The sequence below is a fragment of the Amycolatopsis sp. NPDC114484 genome, from assembly GCF_055633755.1.
In genome coordinates, this window is record NZ_JBVKDQ010000001.1 from 479,957 (window position 1) to 493,423 (window position 13,467).

The window sequence follows — 13,467 nt, forward strand, 5'->3', positions numbered from 1 at the left end:
GAATTCGCCAAGACCGCGAACGGGGCGTACGGTAGTAGTTGAACTTTCAAACATCTGGAGGCAGCCATGGCGACCCGCACCCCGGTCCTGTACCTGAGCCACGGTGCGCCGCCGCTCGCCGACGACGCGACGTGGACCCGGCAGCTCGCCGAATGGTCCGGTGACCTGGCCAAGCCTCGCGCGATCCTGGTCGTTTCGGCGCACTGGGAAGAAGCTCCGCTGACGCTCGGGGCGACCACGACGGTCCCGCTCGTCTACGACTTCTGGGGCTTCCCCGAGCGCTACTACCAGGTCAAATACGCCGCGCCGGGTGCTCCGGAGCTGGCCGCGCGGGTGCGCGCGCTGCTGCATTCGAACGAAACCCCGGTGCACGACGCCCCGGACCGCGGCCTCGACCACGGCGCGTACGTCCCGCTCGTGGAGATGTTCCCCGACGCCGACGTCCCGGTACTGCAGATTTCCATGCCCTCGCTCGACCCGCGGGCGCTCTACGACCTCGGCCGCAAGCTCGCGCCGCTGCGCGACGAGGGCGTGCTGATCATCGGCAGCGGATTCTTCACCCACAACCTCCGCGCGATGCAGGAGGTCAACGGCACCAACGGAACCCCGCCGCAGTGGTCCGCGGAATTCGACCACTGGGGCGACGAGGTGCTGCGTGCCCGCGACCTCGACGCGTTGCTCGACTTCCAGCACAAGGCGCCCGCCGCCGCGATGGCGCACCCGCGGATCGAGCACTTCGCGCCGCTGTTCGTGTCGCTCGGGGCCAGCTCTGCCGAGGGCGAGGGCCGCACGGTGATCGACGGTTTCTGGAACGGGCTGGCGAAGCGGTCGCTCGAATTCTCCTGACCCAGCACAAAAAACGGGCCCGGAAGCACGTGGCTTCCGGGCCCGTCCGGGGTTATCCCCGACTCGCTTCAGGCGAAGCGGTTCACTTCTTGAAGATGCCGGTCACCTTCGCGGCCAGCTTCTGGAACGCACCCAGCGGGCCGGTCGCGTCACCGATCGCCGGCACGGCCGGAGCGGTCGGCATCGTGGTCGGCAGCGTCGCCGGGGCACCCGGAACGGCGGGCACGGCGGCGAACGCCGGCAGCTGGTTCAGCGTCGGCAGCGACGTCTTCACCGGCAGCTGAGCGGGAACGGCCGGCACCGCCGGCACGTCCGCGCGCTCGGCGCCCGCACCCGGCAGAGCCGGAACGCCCGGCAGGGCCGGAACCGCGGGGGCCGACGGCAGGTGGATGCCGTTCTGCAGCCCGGAAACCGAAGGCAGCGCCGAAGCACCCTTCAGCTGGTTGAGCTGGTTCAGCGCGGACAGTCCGCTGACCTGCGGCACGTCGGCACGCTGGGTGCCCGGCAGGGCCGGGGCGGGCAGCGTGGTGGCGGTGGGCAGACCGGACAGGCCCGGCAGGGCCGGAGCCGAAGGCAGCGACGGCGCGGCCGAGGAACCGCCCGGCAGACCCGGCACGGCGGGCAGCGCGGGGAGCTGGTCGGCACCCATCTCGCCGCCGATCGGCACGTTGATGCCCGGCTCGGGGTCAACCACGGTCGAGTTGGTGGCCTCGGCGGTGGCCACGCCGATGACCTCCAGCGGCACGCCGAAGACCTGCACCAGCGCGCTGACCGGGTGGTAGTAGTCGAAGCCGGACAGCGCCGAGCCCGTACCGTCGGTGCTGCTGGCGTCGTCGCCAGCGGTGACGACGGTCTGGTTGTCGCCGATCGCGTGCGCCACGCCGCCCACGGCGATCGCGTCGCCGAAGACCTGCGCGACGGCCGGAGCCGGGACGTCGAGGATGTCGCCCGAGAGCGAGCCCTCCATGCCTGAGGTGGTGTCCTTGCCCGCGTTGGTGACGACGGTGTTGTTCATGCCGTCGCCCGAGGACACGCCCGCGACGGAGACCGCGTCGCCGAAGACCTGCGCGACCGGCGCGGGGTCCGCGCCGACGATGTCGCCTGCCACGGATCCGCCGTCACCGTTGGTGATGGCGGTGCCACCCGAGGTCGAGGTGATGTCGTTGGTGGCGGTGCCGTGGCCGAGTGCGCCACCGGCGAGCCCGTCGCCGAAGATCGTGCCCGCGCCGGCGACCGGAGCCTTGACGATGTTGCCGGCGAGCGCGCCGTCCTTGCCGTCGGTGCCGGCGTTGCCGCCCGCCTTCGAGTCGGTCAGGTTGTCCGCCATGCCGGTGCCGATGCCGGCGACCGCGCCGCCGACGCCGTGGCCCTGGACCGGCAGCGAGACCGGGGCCTCGACGATGTTGCCGGCACCCGCGCCCTTCGTGCCGGTCGCGTGCACGTCCTGGCCCGCGGTGGAGGTGGTGTCGTTGCTGGCTTTGCCGTGGCCCTGGCCGACGAACGCGCCGCCGATGCCGAACAGCTGCAACGGGGTCGACACCGGGACGGTGCCGAGGTTCGAGCTCAGGAAGCCGTTGTCGTCCTGGGTGTTGCCGCCTCCGCCTGCCTTCACGACCTTGGTCTCGGAACCGTCGCCCGAGCCCTGCCCGATGAACGAGCCGCCCACGCCGAACACCTCGGCCGGCGCGGCCACCGGGACCTGCACGATGTTGCCCGAGCCGGACGAGTCGTTGCCCTGGCTGCCGTCGTAGTTGCCGGCGGTGACGGTCTTGGTCTCGGTCGAGGTGCCCGAGGCGTTGCCGATGTGGCTGCCGCCGATGCCGTGCACCTCGGGGGCGCCGGCGATCTGGGTGTTGACGATGTTGCCGGTCAGCGTGGAGCCGTTGCCGCGGGTGTAGCTGCCGTCGCCGGAGGTGGCGGTGGTGGTGTTGTCGCAGTTCGCGACCGCGCGGCCGATGTAGGTGCCGCCCACGCCGCACGCCTCGACCGGGAGCGCCACTGCCGGGTCGACCACGTTGGCCGAGCCGGCGGCGTCGTTGCCGCTGGTCTTCACGAAGCCGCCGGAGGTGGCGGTGGTCTCGTGGGTGGGGGACGAGTCCTGGCCGGTGGTGGCGTTGCCGATCCACGAGCCCGCCACGGACGCGACGTTCGCGACCGGGCTGGCCTGCGCGGCGGCGGCGTTGCCGGACAGGAACGACTGGTCCCCGTCGGTCTCGAGGTAGGTCGGGATGCCCTTCAGGCTGCCCGGACGGGTGTCGCCCGCCTTGGCGTCGGCCGAGGAGCTGGAGACGGAGTCCGCGTCCGAGCCCCACACGCCGCCGGCGTTGCCGTTGAACTTGACCGGCAGCGCGATCGGAGCGCCGACCACGTTGCCGCTGCCCGCGGCGCCCTTGCCGTTCGACTTCATCGAACCGCCGGAGGTGGCGGTGGTGTCGGCGTTGTAGTCGCTGTAGGCGTTGCCGAGGATCCAGGACGCGGCGTTGCCGGTCACCTGGACCGGGGTCGCGAACTGGCCGCCGACGACGTTGCCGGACAGGCCGGAGCCCTCGCCGGTGGTGTCGATGTTGCCGGTTTCGCTGGTGCTCTGGTGGGCCGAACCGCCCTTGACCGCACCGCTGCCGCCGGCCAGGCCGACGCCGTTGCCCGCGATCTGCACCGGCAGCGCCCAGTCGAGCGCCACGACGTTGCCGGCGATGCCGGAGTACTTGCCGTCGGTCGCGACGTCCTGGTTGTGGTTGTAGGTCTGGTCGTGGTCGGTGCCCTGCACGTGGGCGTCACCGATGACCCCGACCGCGTTGTCGACGACCTGGATCGGGACGACGAGGTCGCCGTTGACCTTGTTGCCCTTGAACGCGTCGCGGGTCGGCGTGAGCTGCCGCGGCGCGTCCGCCTTCGGGAGGCTGTCGGTCAGGCTGCCCGCGGAGCCGCCGGGCGTCTTCGCCGAGGCGAGCGCTCCCTTGACGGCGGAGGTGACGGGCTTGGTGCTGATCTCGTTGTGGTGCGCCGGGAGGTCGACCTGCCCGAGCGGGGTGCCGATCGCGTTGTTGGCTTCGTCGATCGGGACGGTGACGTTGAGATCAAGCGGGGAGGCCGGGGTGTCCGGGTTCACGTTCTCGTCGGCCGAGGCGATGCCGGTGCCCAGCATCAGCAACCCACCCGTGACCAACGCGGTCTGGAGTCCGCGCTTTGCCCAGGTCTGCATGGGGTTTTTCTCCTTCATATCGGGGTCCCTTGCGGGTTTGTGGCGGTGCGCCCTGTCTCTCAGGGAATGCACCGGGGAATGCGTGCGCGGAAATTGCGCAGCGCGCGAAAAACCCGCGGGATTTCTGTCGATGACGGCAACGGCACGCAAAGGTGTCCGTTGGGAGCGTCAAAGACCCCGCGGGTGAAGTGGATCAGTCAGGAGTGACGCCGGGCTGCTCGCCCGGAGTGCGCGGAGTGTGCGCGAGGCCGGTGCGGGTCGAACCCGCGACGGCGTTGTCGACGGCGGCGGCGACCCAGGAGGGAACGCCGAAGTTCAGTCCGTCGAGGTGTCCTCCGGGCGCGGTGCTGCCACCGGCCGGGGAGTTCGGGATGGAAAGCGGCGCGGCGGGAAGCTGCGCCGGGGAGAACGGGGCACCGGGCAGACCGCGGTCGCCGTGGTGCCGCGACGGCAGTTCGACTCCCTGCACCGGATCGACGGACTGCGCGCCCATCGACGGGAAGACCGACTGCAGTGCGTCGGACGTGGTCATCGCGGCGGCACCGAGGTTTTGCTCCGCCTCGGCGGGCTGCTCGGGAATGCCCGGCGCGGGCAGCTGCTCGGCCCCGGGGGCCGGAGCGGAAGGCAGTTTCGGCAGGTCGACCAGGTTCGAGGGAGCGCTCGGGTCGAGCAGATCCCACAGCTTCCGGCCGAAATCCTGCGCCGCGGGCGGCGGGGTGGTCGCGTCGGCGATCACCTGGCGGGCGTCCTCCGGCTTGCGCGCGATGTGCTCGAGCGAGCCGAGCGTGCGCTCCACCGGTTTGACGACCGCGTGCCGGCCGAGGTCGCTGACCGCGGCGCTGACCTTTCCGGCGGCCTCCTGGCCGCTGGCGAGGTCGTCGCGGTGCGGACCGCTGAGCTTGCCGAGCGAACAGGTGGGCCGCGCCGTGCCTGGTTCAGACCACGTGGTGGCACCCTGGCCGCACGAGGAAAGCCCTTGCACCGCACTGGTGACGTCGCCCGCGAAACGGGCCGCGCCGTCGGTGACGTCGCCGATCCCGGCGGCCGTCGCGTCGGTGACCGGCGTGACGCTCGCGTCGACCGGGTCCGCCGAAGCGGCCGAAGAGGAGACGGCCCACGCCGCCGCGGTGGCCGCGAGCGCGCCGCCGACGACGAACAACGCACGCGACGCGAGACGGCCGAAGCGCGTCGCGCCCCGCCTCTCGTGCACAGCGTCGTTCGTCACAGGTGATTTCTCCTCAAGGGCGAAAATTGATTTCGGTTTTCGGCGGGAACGGCACAGTTCCGCGGTGGTGCAAAACCGAGACAACCAAATTTCCGGTCCCCCGCGCATCCTTGACACGGCTTGATGCCACCATCGTGTGAACAACACAGAGTGTGGCCGGGTCTCACGATGGGTCATTCCCGGAGAAGACGGCCGGTTACTCCAGAGTCGGTTCGCGCGGCACCGGCGAAGCGGTGATTCGCGCCGACCGCTGGGCGATCCGCCCGGTTTTCCCCGGCCGGGCCGATACGGTTGACCCTGTGAGCCAGCCAGGGCGCGGACAACGCGAACAACCGTCCCTTTCCGAACCAGTCGCCGACGTCACCGGCTTCATCCCGCGCGGCCTGCGCGTCTCCGCCGCGCTGTCGTGGCGGTTCATCGTCGTGATCGCCGCGCTGTACGCGGTGGTGTGGCTGCTGGGCTATCTCGCCTCGGTCGTGGTGCCGGTGTCGATCGCGCTGCTGCTTTCGGCGCTGCTCGCCCCCGCGGTGTCGCGGCTCGTGCAGGTCCGCTTCCCGCGCGGGCTCGCCACGGCGATCGTGCTCGTGGCCGGGCTCGCCGTGCTCGGCGGGCTGCTGACGTTCGTGATCACCCAGTTCTCCAGCGGGCTTCCCGAACTGCAGCAGCAGCTGACCACGAGCCTCAACCAGATCAAGGACTGGCTGATCAACGGTCCGCTGCACCTGCGCCAGGAGCAGATCCAGGACTTCATCAACCAGGCCATCGGCTTCCTGCAGAACAACCAGGCGTCGATCACCACCACCGCGCTGACCACCGCGGGCACCGTCGGCGAGATCCTCACCGGCTTCGTGCTGACGCTCTTCGTCACGATCTTCTTCCTCGCCGGCGGCGACGGCATCTGGTCGTTCCTCGTGCGCGGTGTTCCGGGACGGGTGCGCAGGCGGGTGGACGTGGCGGGACGGCGCGGCTTCGCGTCGCTGGTCAGCTACATCCGCGCGACGGCCGCGGTGGCCGTGGTCGACGCGGTCGGCATCGGCATCGGGCTGTGGATCGTCGGCGTGCCGCTGGTGATCCCGCTGGCGACGCTGGTGTTCCTCGGCGCGTTCATCCCGATCATCGGCGCGCTGATCACCGGCGGCGTCGCGGTGCTGATCGCGCTCGTGTCGAAGGGCGTCATCGGCGCGGTGGTCGTGCTGGCCATCGTGATCGGCGTGATGCAGCTGGAAAGCCATGTGCTGCAGCCGTTGCTGCTCGGCCGCGCGGTGCGGCTGCACCCGCTCGCGGTGGTGCTGGCGATCGCCACCGGGCTGGTCGCCGCCGGTATCGCGGGCGCGCTGCTCGCGGTGCCGCTGCTGGCTGTGCTCAACGCCGGGATCCGGTCGCTGCTGCACGAACACGATCCTGATCCGGCGACAGTCGACGCGCTGCACAGCAAGGCCGCGAACCCGAACAACGACCCGGAAGAGGGTGCGGACGACAAGGACGCCGGCTCCGAAGACAGCACAGAAGACGAGAAGTGAGCGTTCGATCCATCCGAGACCCGGTGGCACCGCTGTGGCGCGGTGTCGTGGTGCTGCGCGTCGTCACCTGGTTGTTCGCGCTGGCAGTGGCGATCGCGCACCACTCGAGCTTCCAGCGGCCGTGGCTCGCGTGGCTCGTCATCGGAGTGATGGCCGTGTGGTCTGTCGTGTCGAGTCTGGCGTACATGCGCGAGAACGGGCGGTGGCGCTGGCTGGTGATCTTCGACCTCGTACTCACCACAGCTCTCATGCTCACGTCGCCGTGGATCCTGTCGGACGCGCAGTTCGACAACGCGACGACGCCGTTGATCACCACGGTCTGGGCGGCGGTAGCGCCGATCGCGACGGCAACGCGCTTCGGCGCGCGCAGCGGCGTATTAGCGGGCCTCGTCGTGGCAGTAGGTACTGGTGTCGCACGCGCGAACGTCGACATCGACGTCATCCGTGACGGTGTGCTGTTGTGCGCGAGCGGTCTCCTTGTCGGCATGGCCGCGACGCTCGCGCGCAGCTCCGCCGAAGCGCTCGCGCGCGCACTTCGCACCGAAGCAGCGACGGCCGAGCGTGAACGGCTCGCGCGCTCGATTCACGACAGTGTGCTTCAGGTACTCGCGCGCGTACGGCGTCGCGGTCTCGAAGTAGGCGGTGAAGCTGCGGAGCTGGCGAGGCTCGCGGGGGAGCAGGAGATCGCGTTGCGCGCGTTGGTGAGCAGCGAACCGACCCGGTCCGGCGACACCGCGGACCTCCGGTCGGCGTTGCAACTGCTGGCGACCACGTCGGTGCAGGTCTCGACGCCAGCGGGAACGGTGGACCTGCCCGCGCACGTCACCGAGGAACTCGTCGCGATCACCCGCGAAGCACTGGCTAACGTGGAGAAACACGCTGGTCCGGACGCGCACGCCTGGGTGCTGCTGGAAGACCTCGGCGGCGAGGTCGTGGTGAGCATCCGCGACGACGGGCCGGGGATCGAGGGCGGCAGGCTGGAACGCGCGGCGGCCGAGGGTCGTCTCGGGGTAGTGAAGTCGATTCGCGGCCGGGTGGCCGATCTCGGCGGGACCGCGGTGCTGGACAGCGCACCCGGCCGGGGCACGGAGTGGGAAGTGCGGGTGCCAGCCACGATGAGGGACGGGCGATGACGGAACGGACGATCTCCGTGATGGTGGTCGACGACCACCCGATCTGGCGCGACGGCGTGGCCCGCGACCTCAGCGAGAACGGGTTCGAGGTGGCCGCGACCGCGCCCGACGCCCCGGCGGCGGTCCGGATCGCGCGCGCGGTGCGGCCGGACGTGGTGCTGATGGACCTGAATCTCGGCACCACCTCCGGCGTCGAGGCGACCCGCGAGATCACCGCGGCGGCACCGGACACGCGGGTGCTGGTGCTCTCGGCCAGCGGCGAGCACAGCGACGTGCTGGAAGCGGTGAAGGCGGGCGCGTCCGGCTACTTGCTGAAATCGGCGTCCGCGGCGGAGCTGGTGGACGCGGTGCGCCGCACGGCCGACGGCGATCCGGTGTTCACCGCCGGGCTGGCGGGCCTGGTGCTCGGCGAGTACCGGCGGATGGCCGACGCCCCCGACGGCGCGCCGGAACCGCCGCGGCTCACCGACCGGGAGACCGACGTGCTCCGGCTGGTCGCGAAGGGGCTGACCGCGCGGCAGATCGCGGAACGGCTGGTGCTCTCGCACCGGACGGTGGAGAACCACGTGCAGTCGACGTTGCGGAAACTCCAGCTGCACAACCGGGTCGAGCTGGCGCGGTACGCGATCGAGCACGGGCTCGACGAGGACTGAGTTCACGAGGTCGAGACCCCGGCGGCCTGCTGCGCCGCGGCGAGTTTCGCCTTCCCCAGCCGCCAGGCCGGTTCGCCCGGATGCCACGCCGCGACCACCCCGTCGTCCACGACCAGGTCCCCGGCCTCCGTCCACTCCAGGCCCGAGTGCTTCAGATTCTCCGTCGAGTAAGGCATCGACGGCGCTTGCTGCCAGGTGCCGTCGCGCAGATTCAACAGCCACAGGTCCCGGGTCTGCGTGCCGGTTCCGGCGAACGACGGCGTGCCGAAGTCGACCACGGCGACGGTGCCGTCCCGGCTGGGCAGCACGTACGGGTTCGGCTGCGACACCGGCAACGTCACCGGTTTCCGCGCTCCGCTGCGCAGGTCGAGCACGGTCAGGTCGGTGAGTTCGCCGAGAACCAGCCGATCACCGGCCGCGGCGAGGATGCGCGGCGACTGCTGCACGGTACGTCCGGTGGCCGGGTCGATGAGGACGTCGACAGTCTCCGCGGTGCCACCGCCGACAGTGATCAGCAGCCCGTGCGACGTCTCCACCCGGACGAGCGTGCGGCACTCCGCCACCGTGCCCCGGCCGAACGAGACGCCGGTGAGCGCGACGTGCTCCAGCCGGCAGAGGTCCGGACTGTCCTGGCGGATCAGCCACACGCTGGTGCCGTCCGCGCCCGGTGCGGCGCTCACCGCTTTGCCGAGCGACCGCGGGGGCGAAAGTCCCAGGTAGACATACACCTCGGCGGGATCGCAGGCGGCCTGCGAGCAGATCGGCGCGGTCAGCACGACCGGCGTGTGGCCGACCCGCAGCACCGACACTGCCCGCTGCCCGCCGGGAACGCCGGGCAGGGTTCCGCGCACGCCCGAATCGGCGTCGAACACCGTCGGCGGCGACGTGGCCAGCAACAACTCCACGCCGATGCCGCCGGTGGCGACGCCGCCGTCGAGGCCGGTGGGCGGGGGCGTGGTCGGAGTCGGGCGTACCGAGGAGGTGACCGGAGCCGGTGCCGGGAGGCCGCTGGTGCAGGCGGTCAGCAGACAGCAGGCCGCGACCAGCGCGACTGTTGCGCGGAGTACGGGTCCGTTCAGGGTTTTTCCCCGATCTGCCAGCGGAAATCGAGTTCTACCATCGATGTCATGGCCGAGGAAGAGACGATCGCCGCGCAGCCCGCGACCGAGACCAAGCCGTTGACCGAGCGCGACATCCGGGTGTCCGACGACGAGCGCGAACACGTGGTCGGGGTGCTGCAGAAAGCGATCGGCCACGGGATGCTCACCCTCGACGAGTTCACCGAACGCACCGACCAGGCGCTCGCGGCCCGCACCAGGGGCGACCTCAACGCCGTTCTCGCCGACCTGCCCGGGCTGGTGCACCCCGGAGCGGCACCGCAATACGCGCCGATGCCCGAACCTCCCGGCTACGGGCCGAACTACGGGCTGGGCAGGCGGCTCGAACTCAACGCCAAGTACTCGTCACTGCAGCGCAGCGGCCCGTGGCAGGTGCCGGCCGCGATGGTGGTGCGCAACAAGTACGGCAGCACCAAACTCGACTTCACCGAGGCCCGCGTCGCCACCCCGGTGGTGCAGATCGAACTCGACTCGAAGTGGGGTTCGGTCGAGCTGATCATCCCGCAGCACGCGGCGGTGGACTACAACTCGATCACCGAGATCAAGTTCGGCTCGCTCGACGACAAGACCGGCAGCAACGGCCGCGCGGGCACCCCGCGCTACGTGCTGACCGGCCGCATCCACGGAGGCTCGCTGGTCATCCGCCACCCTCGGCGGGGCATCTTCGGCTGACCAGCGTCCGGCGCCGGATCCGGTTACCCCATCTCTCACCCGGGTCCGGCGTCCCCTTATGCGGAAACTGCCTCCGCGACCGCCTTGCGCGCCGAGGCGGGATCGGCGGTGGCGAGCGCCGCCGCCGCGATCTCTCGCGCCTGCTCCCGCGACACCGTCGCCAGGCTCGCGCCGACCGCGCGGACCGCCGGGGCGTTCATCGACAGACTCGTCAGGCCGAGCCCGGCCAGCACCAGCGCGAGCCGCGGGTCGGCCGCCGCCTCGCCGCACACGCCCGCCGGTTTGCCGGTCGCTTCCGCCGCGTCGCCGATCAGCTTCAGCAGGCGCAGCAATCCGGGCTGCCACGGGTCGTTCAGCTTCGCCACCGCGCCGAGCTGACGGTCGGCGGCGAAGGTGTACTGGGCCAGGTCGTTCGTGCCGACAGAGACGAAATCGACCACGTCCAGGATTTCCCGCGCCAGCACCGCGGCGGCGGGAATCTCGATCATCACGCCCGCGCGGGCGATCCCGGCGGCGCGCACGCGCTCGGCGAACCAGGCGGCTTCCTCGACGGTGCCGACCATCGGGGCCATCACCGAAACTTCCGCGCCGGAATCCTCCGCCGCGCCCGCGATGGCTTCGAGCTGCCGGTCGAGCACCTCCGGCCGGTCGAACGCGATCCGCAGGCCGCGGACGCCGAGCGCCGGGTTGGGCTCGTCGTCCGGGGACAGGAACGCGAGCGGTTTGTCCGCGCCCGCGTCCAGCGTGCGCACGATGACCGGCTTGCCGCGGAACGGCGAAAGCACTGCGGCATAGGCTTTTCGCTGCTCTTCGACGGACGGCTCGGCCGGCGCGTCGAGGTAGCAGAACTCGGTGCGGAACAGCCCGACTCCCTCGGCGCCCGCGTCCGCGGCGGCCTGCGCGTCGGCCGGGGAGCCGACGTTGCCGTACACCTTCACCCGGTGCCCGTCGGACAGCTCGCCGACGCCGTTCCATTCGGCCGGGCCAGAAGCGGCGGCGGTGACGATCGGCGCGGACGGGTCGACCGTCTCGATCACGCCGGTGTCGCCGTCGACCGACAGCGCCTTGGCGTCGGAGGCCAGCAGCCCGCGCACCGCGACGACCGCCGGAATTCCCAGCGCCCGCGCGAGAATCGCGGTGTGGCTCGTCGGGCCGCCCTCCTCGGTGACCAGCGCGAGCACCTTCGCCGGGTCGAGCCCCGCGGTGTCGGCGGGCGCGAGGTCGCGGGCGACGAGCACGCTCGGCGACGTCAGCTCGGGCACCCCGGGAGGGGCGACGCCGAGCAGTTCGGCGACGAGCCGGTCGCGCACGTCACGAACGTCGCGGACCCGCTCGGCCATATACCCGCCGGCGGCCGCCAGTGCGTCGGCGAAACCTTCGGCGGCCTGGTAGACGGCGCGGGCCGCGGGTAGGTTCCGCGCCGTCACCAGCTGTTGAGCCTGAGCGGCGAGCGCCGGGTCGGCGGCCATCGCGGCGGTCGTGATCAGGATCGTCGCGGCCTCGCCGGTCGCGGCCTCGGCGTGGGCTTCCAGCCGCGCGGCGACCGCCTGCGCGGCGGGCTCGATCCGGGCCGCCTCCGCCGCCGGATCCTCCGGCGCGGGCGTGCTGGCGGGTTCCCCGAGCGGCTCGGCGACCCGCACGACGGGTCCGCTCGCGCGTCCGGGGCTCACCGCGACCCCGGTCAGCGAGGAACCGGCAGCGGACTCGGCCGGAGCGGCGGCACTCTCAGACATGGTCTAGACCATAGCTCACGTGGACGGCGATCTCCCGGGGCGCCGCACCCGTTTCCCGATTTCGCACCCGTTCGACCACCGGACGCACCTCCTCGTGCCACCAAGCGCGGGCCAGTTCCGCGCGGTCGCGCGGCACCCGGCCCCGCAAAGTCTGCCGGAAACCCCAGTCCTCCGCCGAGTCCGCGAGCCGGAACCAGTCAGCCGGGTCGTCCAGCCACAGGTCGGTCCGATCGGCGTCAGCGAGCGGGACGCGCTCCAGGAACATCCGCTCGGCCTTCTTCGACGTGACGTCGCGATCGTGCGCACCGACCGCACCTCGGCCAGGACAGTCTCGGCACCGCGCGCCCTGGCCAGCGCGATCCGGTGAGGTCCGGCCTCCACGAAGTGTCTGTCTCCCAGCCGCACGAGCCGCACTGGCGGGCCTGGCTCATTCCAGCTCGGCGGCCGTCGGATACGACGGCTGGGCCCCATGCCGCGTCACGGTCACCGCGGCCACCTTCACCGCCCGCTCGGCGGCTTCGACCAGGTCAGCGCCATCGGCGAGAGCCGCCGCCAACGCACCAGCGAACGCATCGCCCGCGCCCGTCGTGTCGACTGCTTCCACCTGGGGCGATTCGACCGTTGTCGACTTGTCGCCCTCAATCACCGCCGCGCCCTTGGCACCGAGCGTGACCACGGCCGCGCGCGGGCCGAGTTCGAGGAGTTTTCGCGGGTCAGCGTCCTCCGAGCCGAGCAGATAAGCCGCCTCGTGCTCGTTGACCAGCAGGACGTCCAGCGCGGCCAGCGTTTCGGGCGACACCTCGGCCGCCGGGGAGAGGTTCAGCAGCACCCGCACGCCGTTCTCGCGCGCCCGCACCACCGCGCGTTCGATCGTCGGCAGCGGCACTTCCAGCGAGGCGACGAGCACGCGGACGCCGTCCAGCGCCTCGTCGGTGATGTCCCCGGGTTCCAGCGCGGAGTTCGCGCCGGGGGAGACCAGGATGGAGTTTTCCCCGTCCGGAGTCACGGTGATGTAGGCGATTCCGGTAGGCCGATCGACAGTCCGAACGAATTGCGTATCGACACCCGCATTAGACAACGAATCCCGCAGCATTCGACCGTATGGATCGTCGCCGACCGCACCGAGCAACGCGACGTCCGCTCCGAGTTTTCCCGCCGCGACCGCGGTATTCGCTCCCTTGCCGCCCGGGGACAACGCGGTGTCGCCGCCCAGCACCGTCTCGCCGCCGCCGGGACGACGATCGACCGGCACCACCAAATCGGCATTCGCGGACCCGACCACCAGCACCGCAGCACTCATGCCGCCACTCTGCCATGACCCGTCCTTTCCGCCATCTGTGCCCGAAAGTGAAAGCGTTTGTAACT

At 71.2% G+C, this 13,467-nt stretch carries 11 protein-coding genes; 5 read left to right on the forward strand and 6 right to left on the reverse strand.

Going from position 1 to position 13,467, the window contains the following annotated elements; all coding sequences use genetic code 11:
- Positions 1-66 precede the first annotated feature (66 nt).
- Positions 67-846, forward strand: coding sequence for a dioxygenase family protein (locus tag ACZ7SW_RS02375; protein ID WP_470228619.1), 780 nt, complete (start codon positions 67-69; stop codon positions 844-846).
- An 82-nt stretch (positions 847-928) separates the two neighbouring features.
- Here ACZ7SW_RS02375 and ACZ7SW_RS02380 read toward each other — a convergent pair whose 3' ends face one another.
- Together ACZ7SW_RS02380 and ACZ7SW_RS02385 are read right to left on the reverse strand one after the other, a co-directional pair.
- Entirely contained in the window at positions 929-4,048 is a 3,120-nt protein-coding gene (locus tag ACZ7SW_RS02380; RefSeq protein ID WP_470228620.1) for a beta strand repeat-containing protein, read from the reverse strand.
- Positions 4,049-4,241: 193 nt separating this feature from the next.
- Complete coding sequence (locus ACZ7SW_RS02385; RefSeq protein WP_470228621.1) at positions 4,242-5,273, reverse strand: hypothetical protein; 1,032 nt, start codon at positions 5,271-5,273, stop codon at positions 4,242-4,244.
- A gap of 299 nt (positions 5,274-5,572) precedes the next feature.
- Here ACZ7SW_RS02385 and ACZ7SW_RS02390 point away from each other — a divergent pair, with 299 nt between their 5' ends.
- From ACZ7SW_RS02390 to ACZ7SW_RS02400, 3 genes are read left to right on the forward strand one after another with little or no spacing between them, the layout of a single operon-like run.
- Positions 5,573-6,793, forward strand: coding sequence for an AI-2E family transporter (locus ACZ7SW_RS02390; protein ID WP_470228622.1), 1,221 nt, complete (start codon positions 5,573-5,575; stop codon positions 6,791-6,793).
- Positions 6,790-7,926 carry a MacS family sensor histidine kinase gene (gene macS / locus ACZ7SW_RS02395; RefSeq protein ID WP_470228623.1) on the forward strand — a complete coding sequence of 379 codons (1,137 nt, stop codon included), beginning with the start codon at positions 6,790-6,792 and terminating at the stop codon, positions 7,924-7,926. The genes ACZ7SW_RS02390 and macS overlap by 4 nt, the downstream gene beginning before the upstream one ends.
- Positions 7,923-8,579, forward strand: coding sequence for a response regulator (locus ACZ7SW_RS02400; protein ID WP_470228624.1), 657 nt, complete (start codon positions 7,923-7,925; stop codon positions 8,577-8,579). Before macS ends, ACZ7SW_RS02400 begins: the two co-directional genes overlap by 4 nt.
- A gap of 2 nt (positions 8,580-8,581) precedes the next feature.
- On the opposite strand, the gene ACZ7SW_RS02405 is transcribed toward ACZ7SW_RS02400, so the two are convergent.
- A complete protein-coding gene (locus tag ACZ7SW_RS02405; protein WP_470228625.1) occupies positions 8,582-9,484 on the reverse strand; it encodes a hypothetical protein in 903 nt (300 codons plus the stop codon).
- A 222-nt stretch (positions 9,485-9,706) separates the two neighbouring features.
- Here ACZ7SW_RS02405 and ACZ7SW_RS02410 point away from each other — a divergent pair, with 222 nt between their 5' ends.
- Positions 9,707-10,369 carry a DUF1707 SHOCT-like domain-containing protein gene (locus ACZ7SW_RS02410; RefSeq protein ID WP_470228626.1) on the forward strand — a complete coding sequence of 221 codons (663 nt, stop codon included), beginning with the start codon at positions 9,707-9,709 and terminating at the stop codon, positions 10,367-10,369.
- A gap of 56 nt (positions 10,370-10,425) precedes the next feature.
- On the opposite strand, the gene ptsP is transcribed toward ACZ7SW_RS02410, so the two are convergent.
- The 3 genes from ptsP to ACZ7SW_RS02425 all read right to left on the reverse strand — a co-directional run bounded on the left by ptsP (position 10,426) and on the right by ACZ7SW_RS02425 (position 13,402).
- Positions 10,426-12,102 carry a phosphoenolpyruvate--protein phosphotransferase gene (ptsP, locus tag ACZ7SW_RS02415; RefSeq protein WP_470228627.1) on the reverse strand — a complete coding sequence of 559 codons (1,677 nt, stop codon included), beginning with the start codon at positions 12,100-12,102 and terminating at the stop codon, positions 10,426-10,428.
- Positions 12,095-12,367 carry a hypothetical protein gene (locus tag ACZ7SW_RS02420; RefSeq protein WP_470228628.1) on the reverse strand — a complete coding sequence of 91 codons (273 nt, stop codon included), beginning with the start codon at positions 12,365-12,367 and terminating at the stop codon, positions 12,095-12,097. Before ACZ7SW_RS02420 ends, ptsP begins: the two co-directional genes overlap by 8 nt.
- 162 nt (positions 12,368-12,529) lie before the next feature.
- A complete protein-coding gene (locus ACZ7SW_RS02425; RefSeq protein WP_470228629.1) occupies positions 12,530-13,402 on the reverse strand; it encodes a ribokinase in 873 nt (290 codons plus the stop codon).
- Between the last annotated feature and the right edge of the window lie 65 nt (positions 13,403-13,467).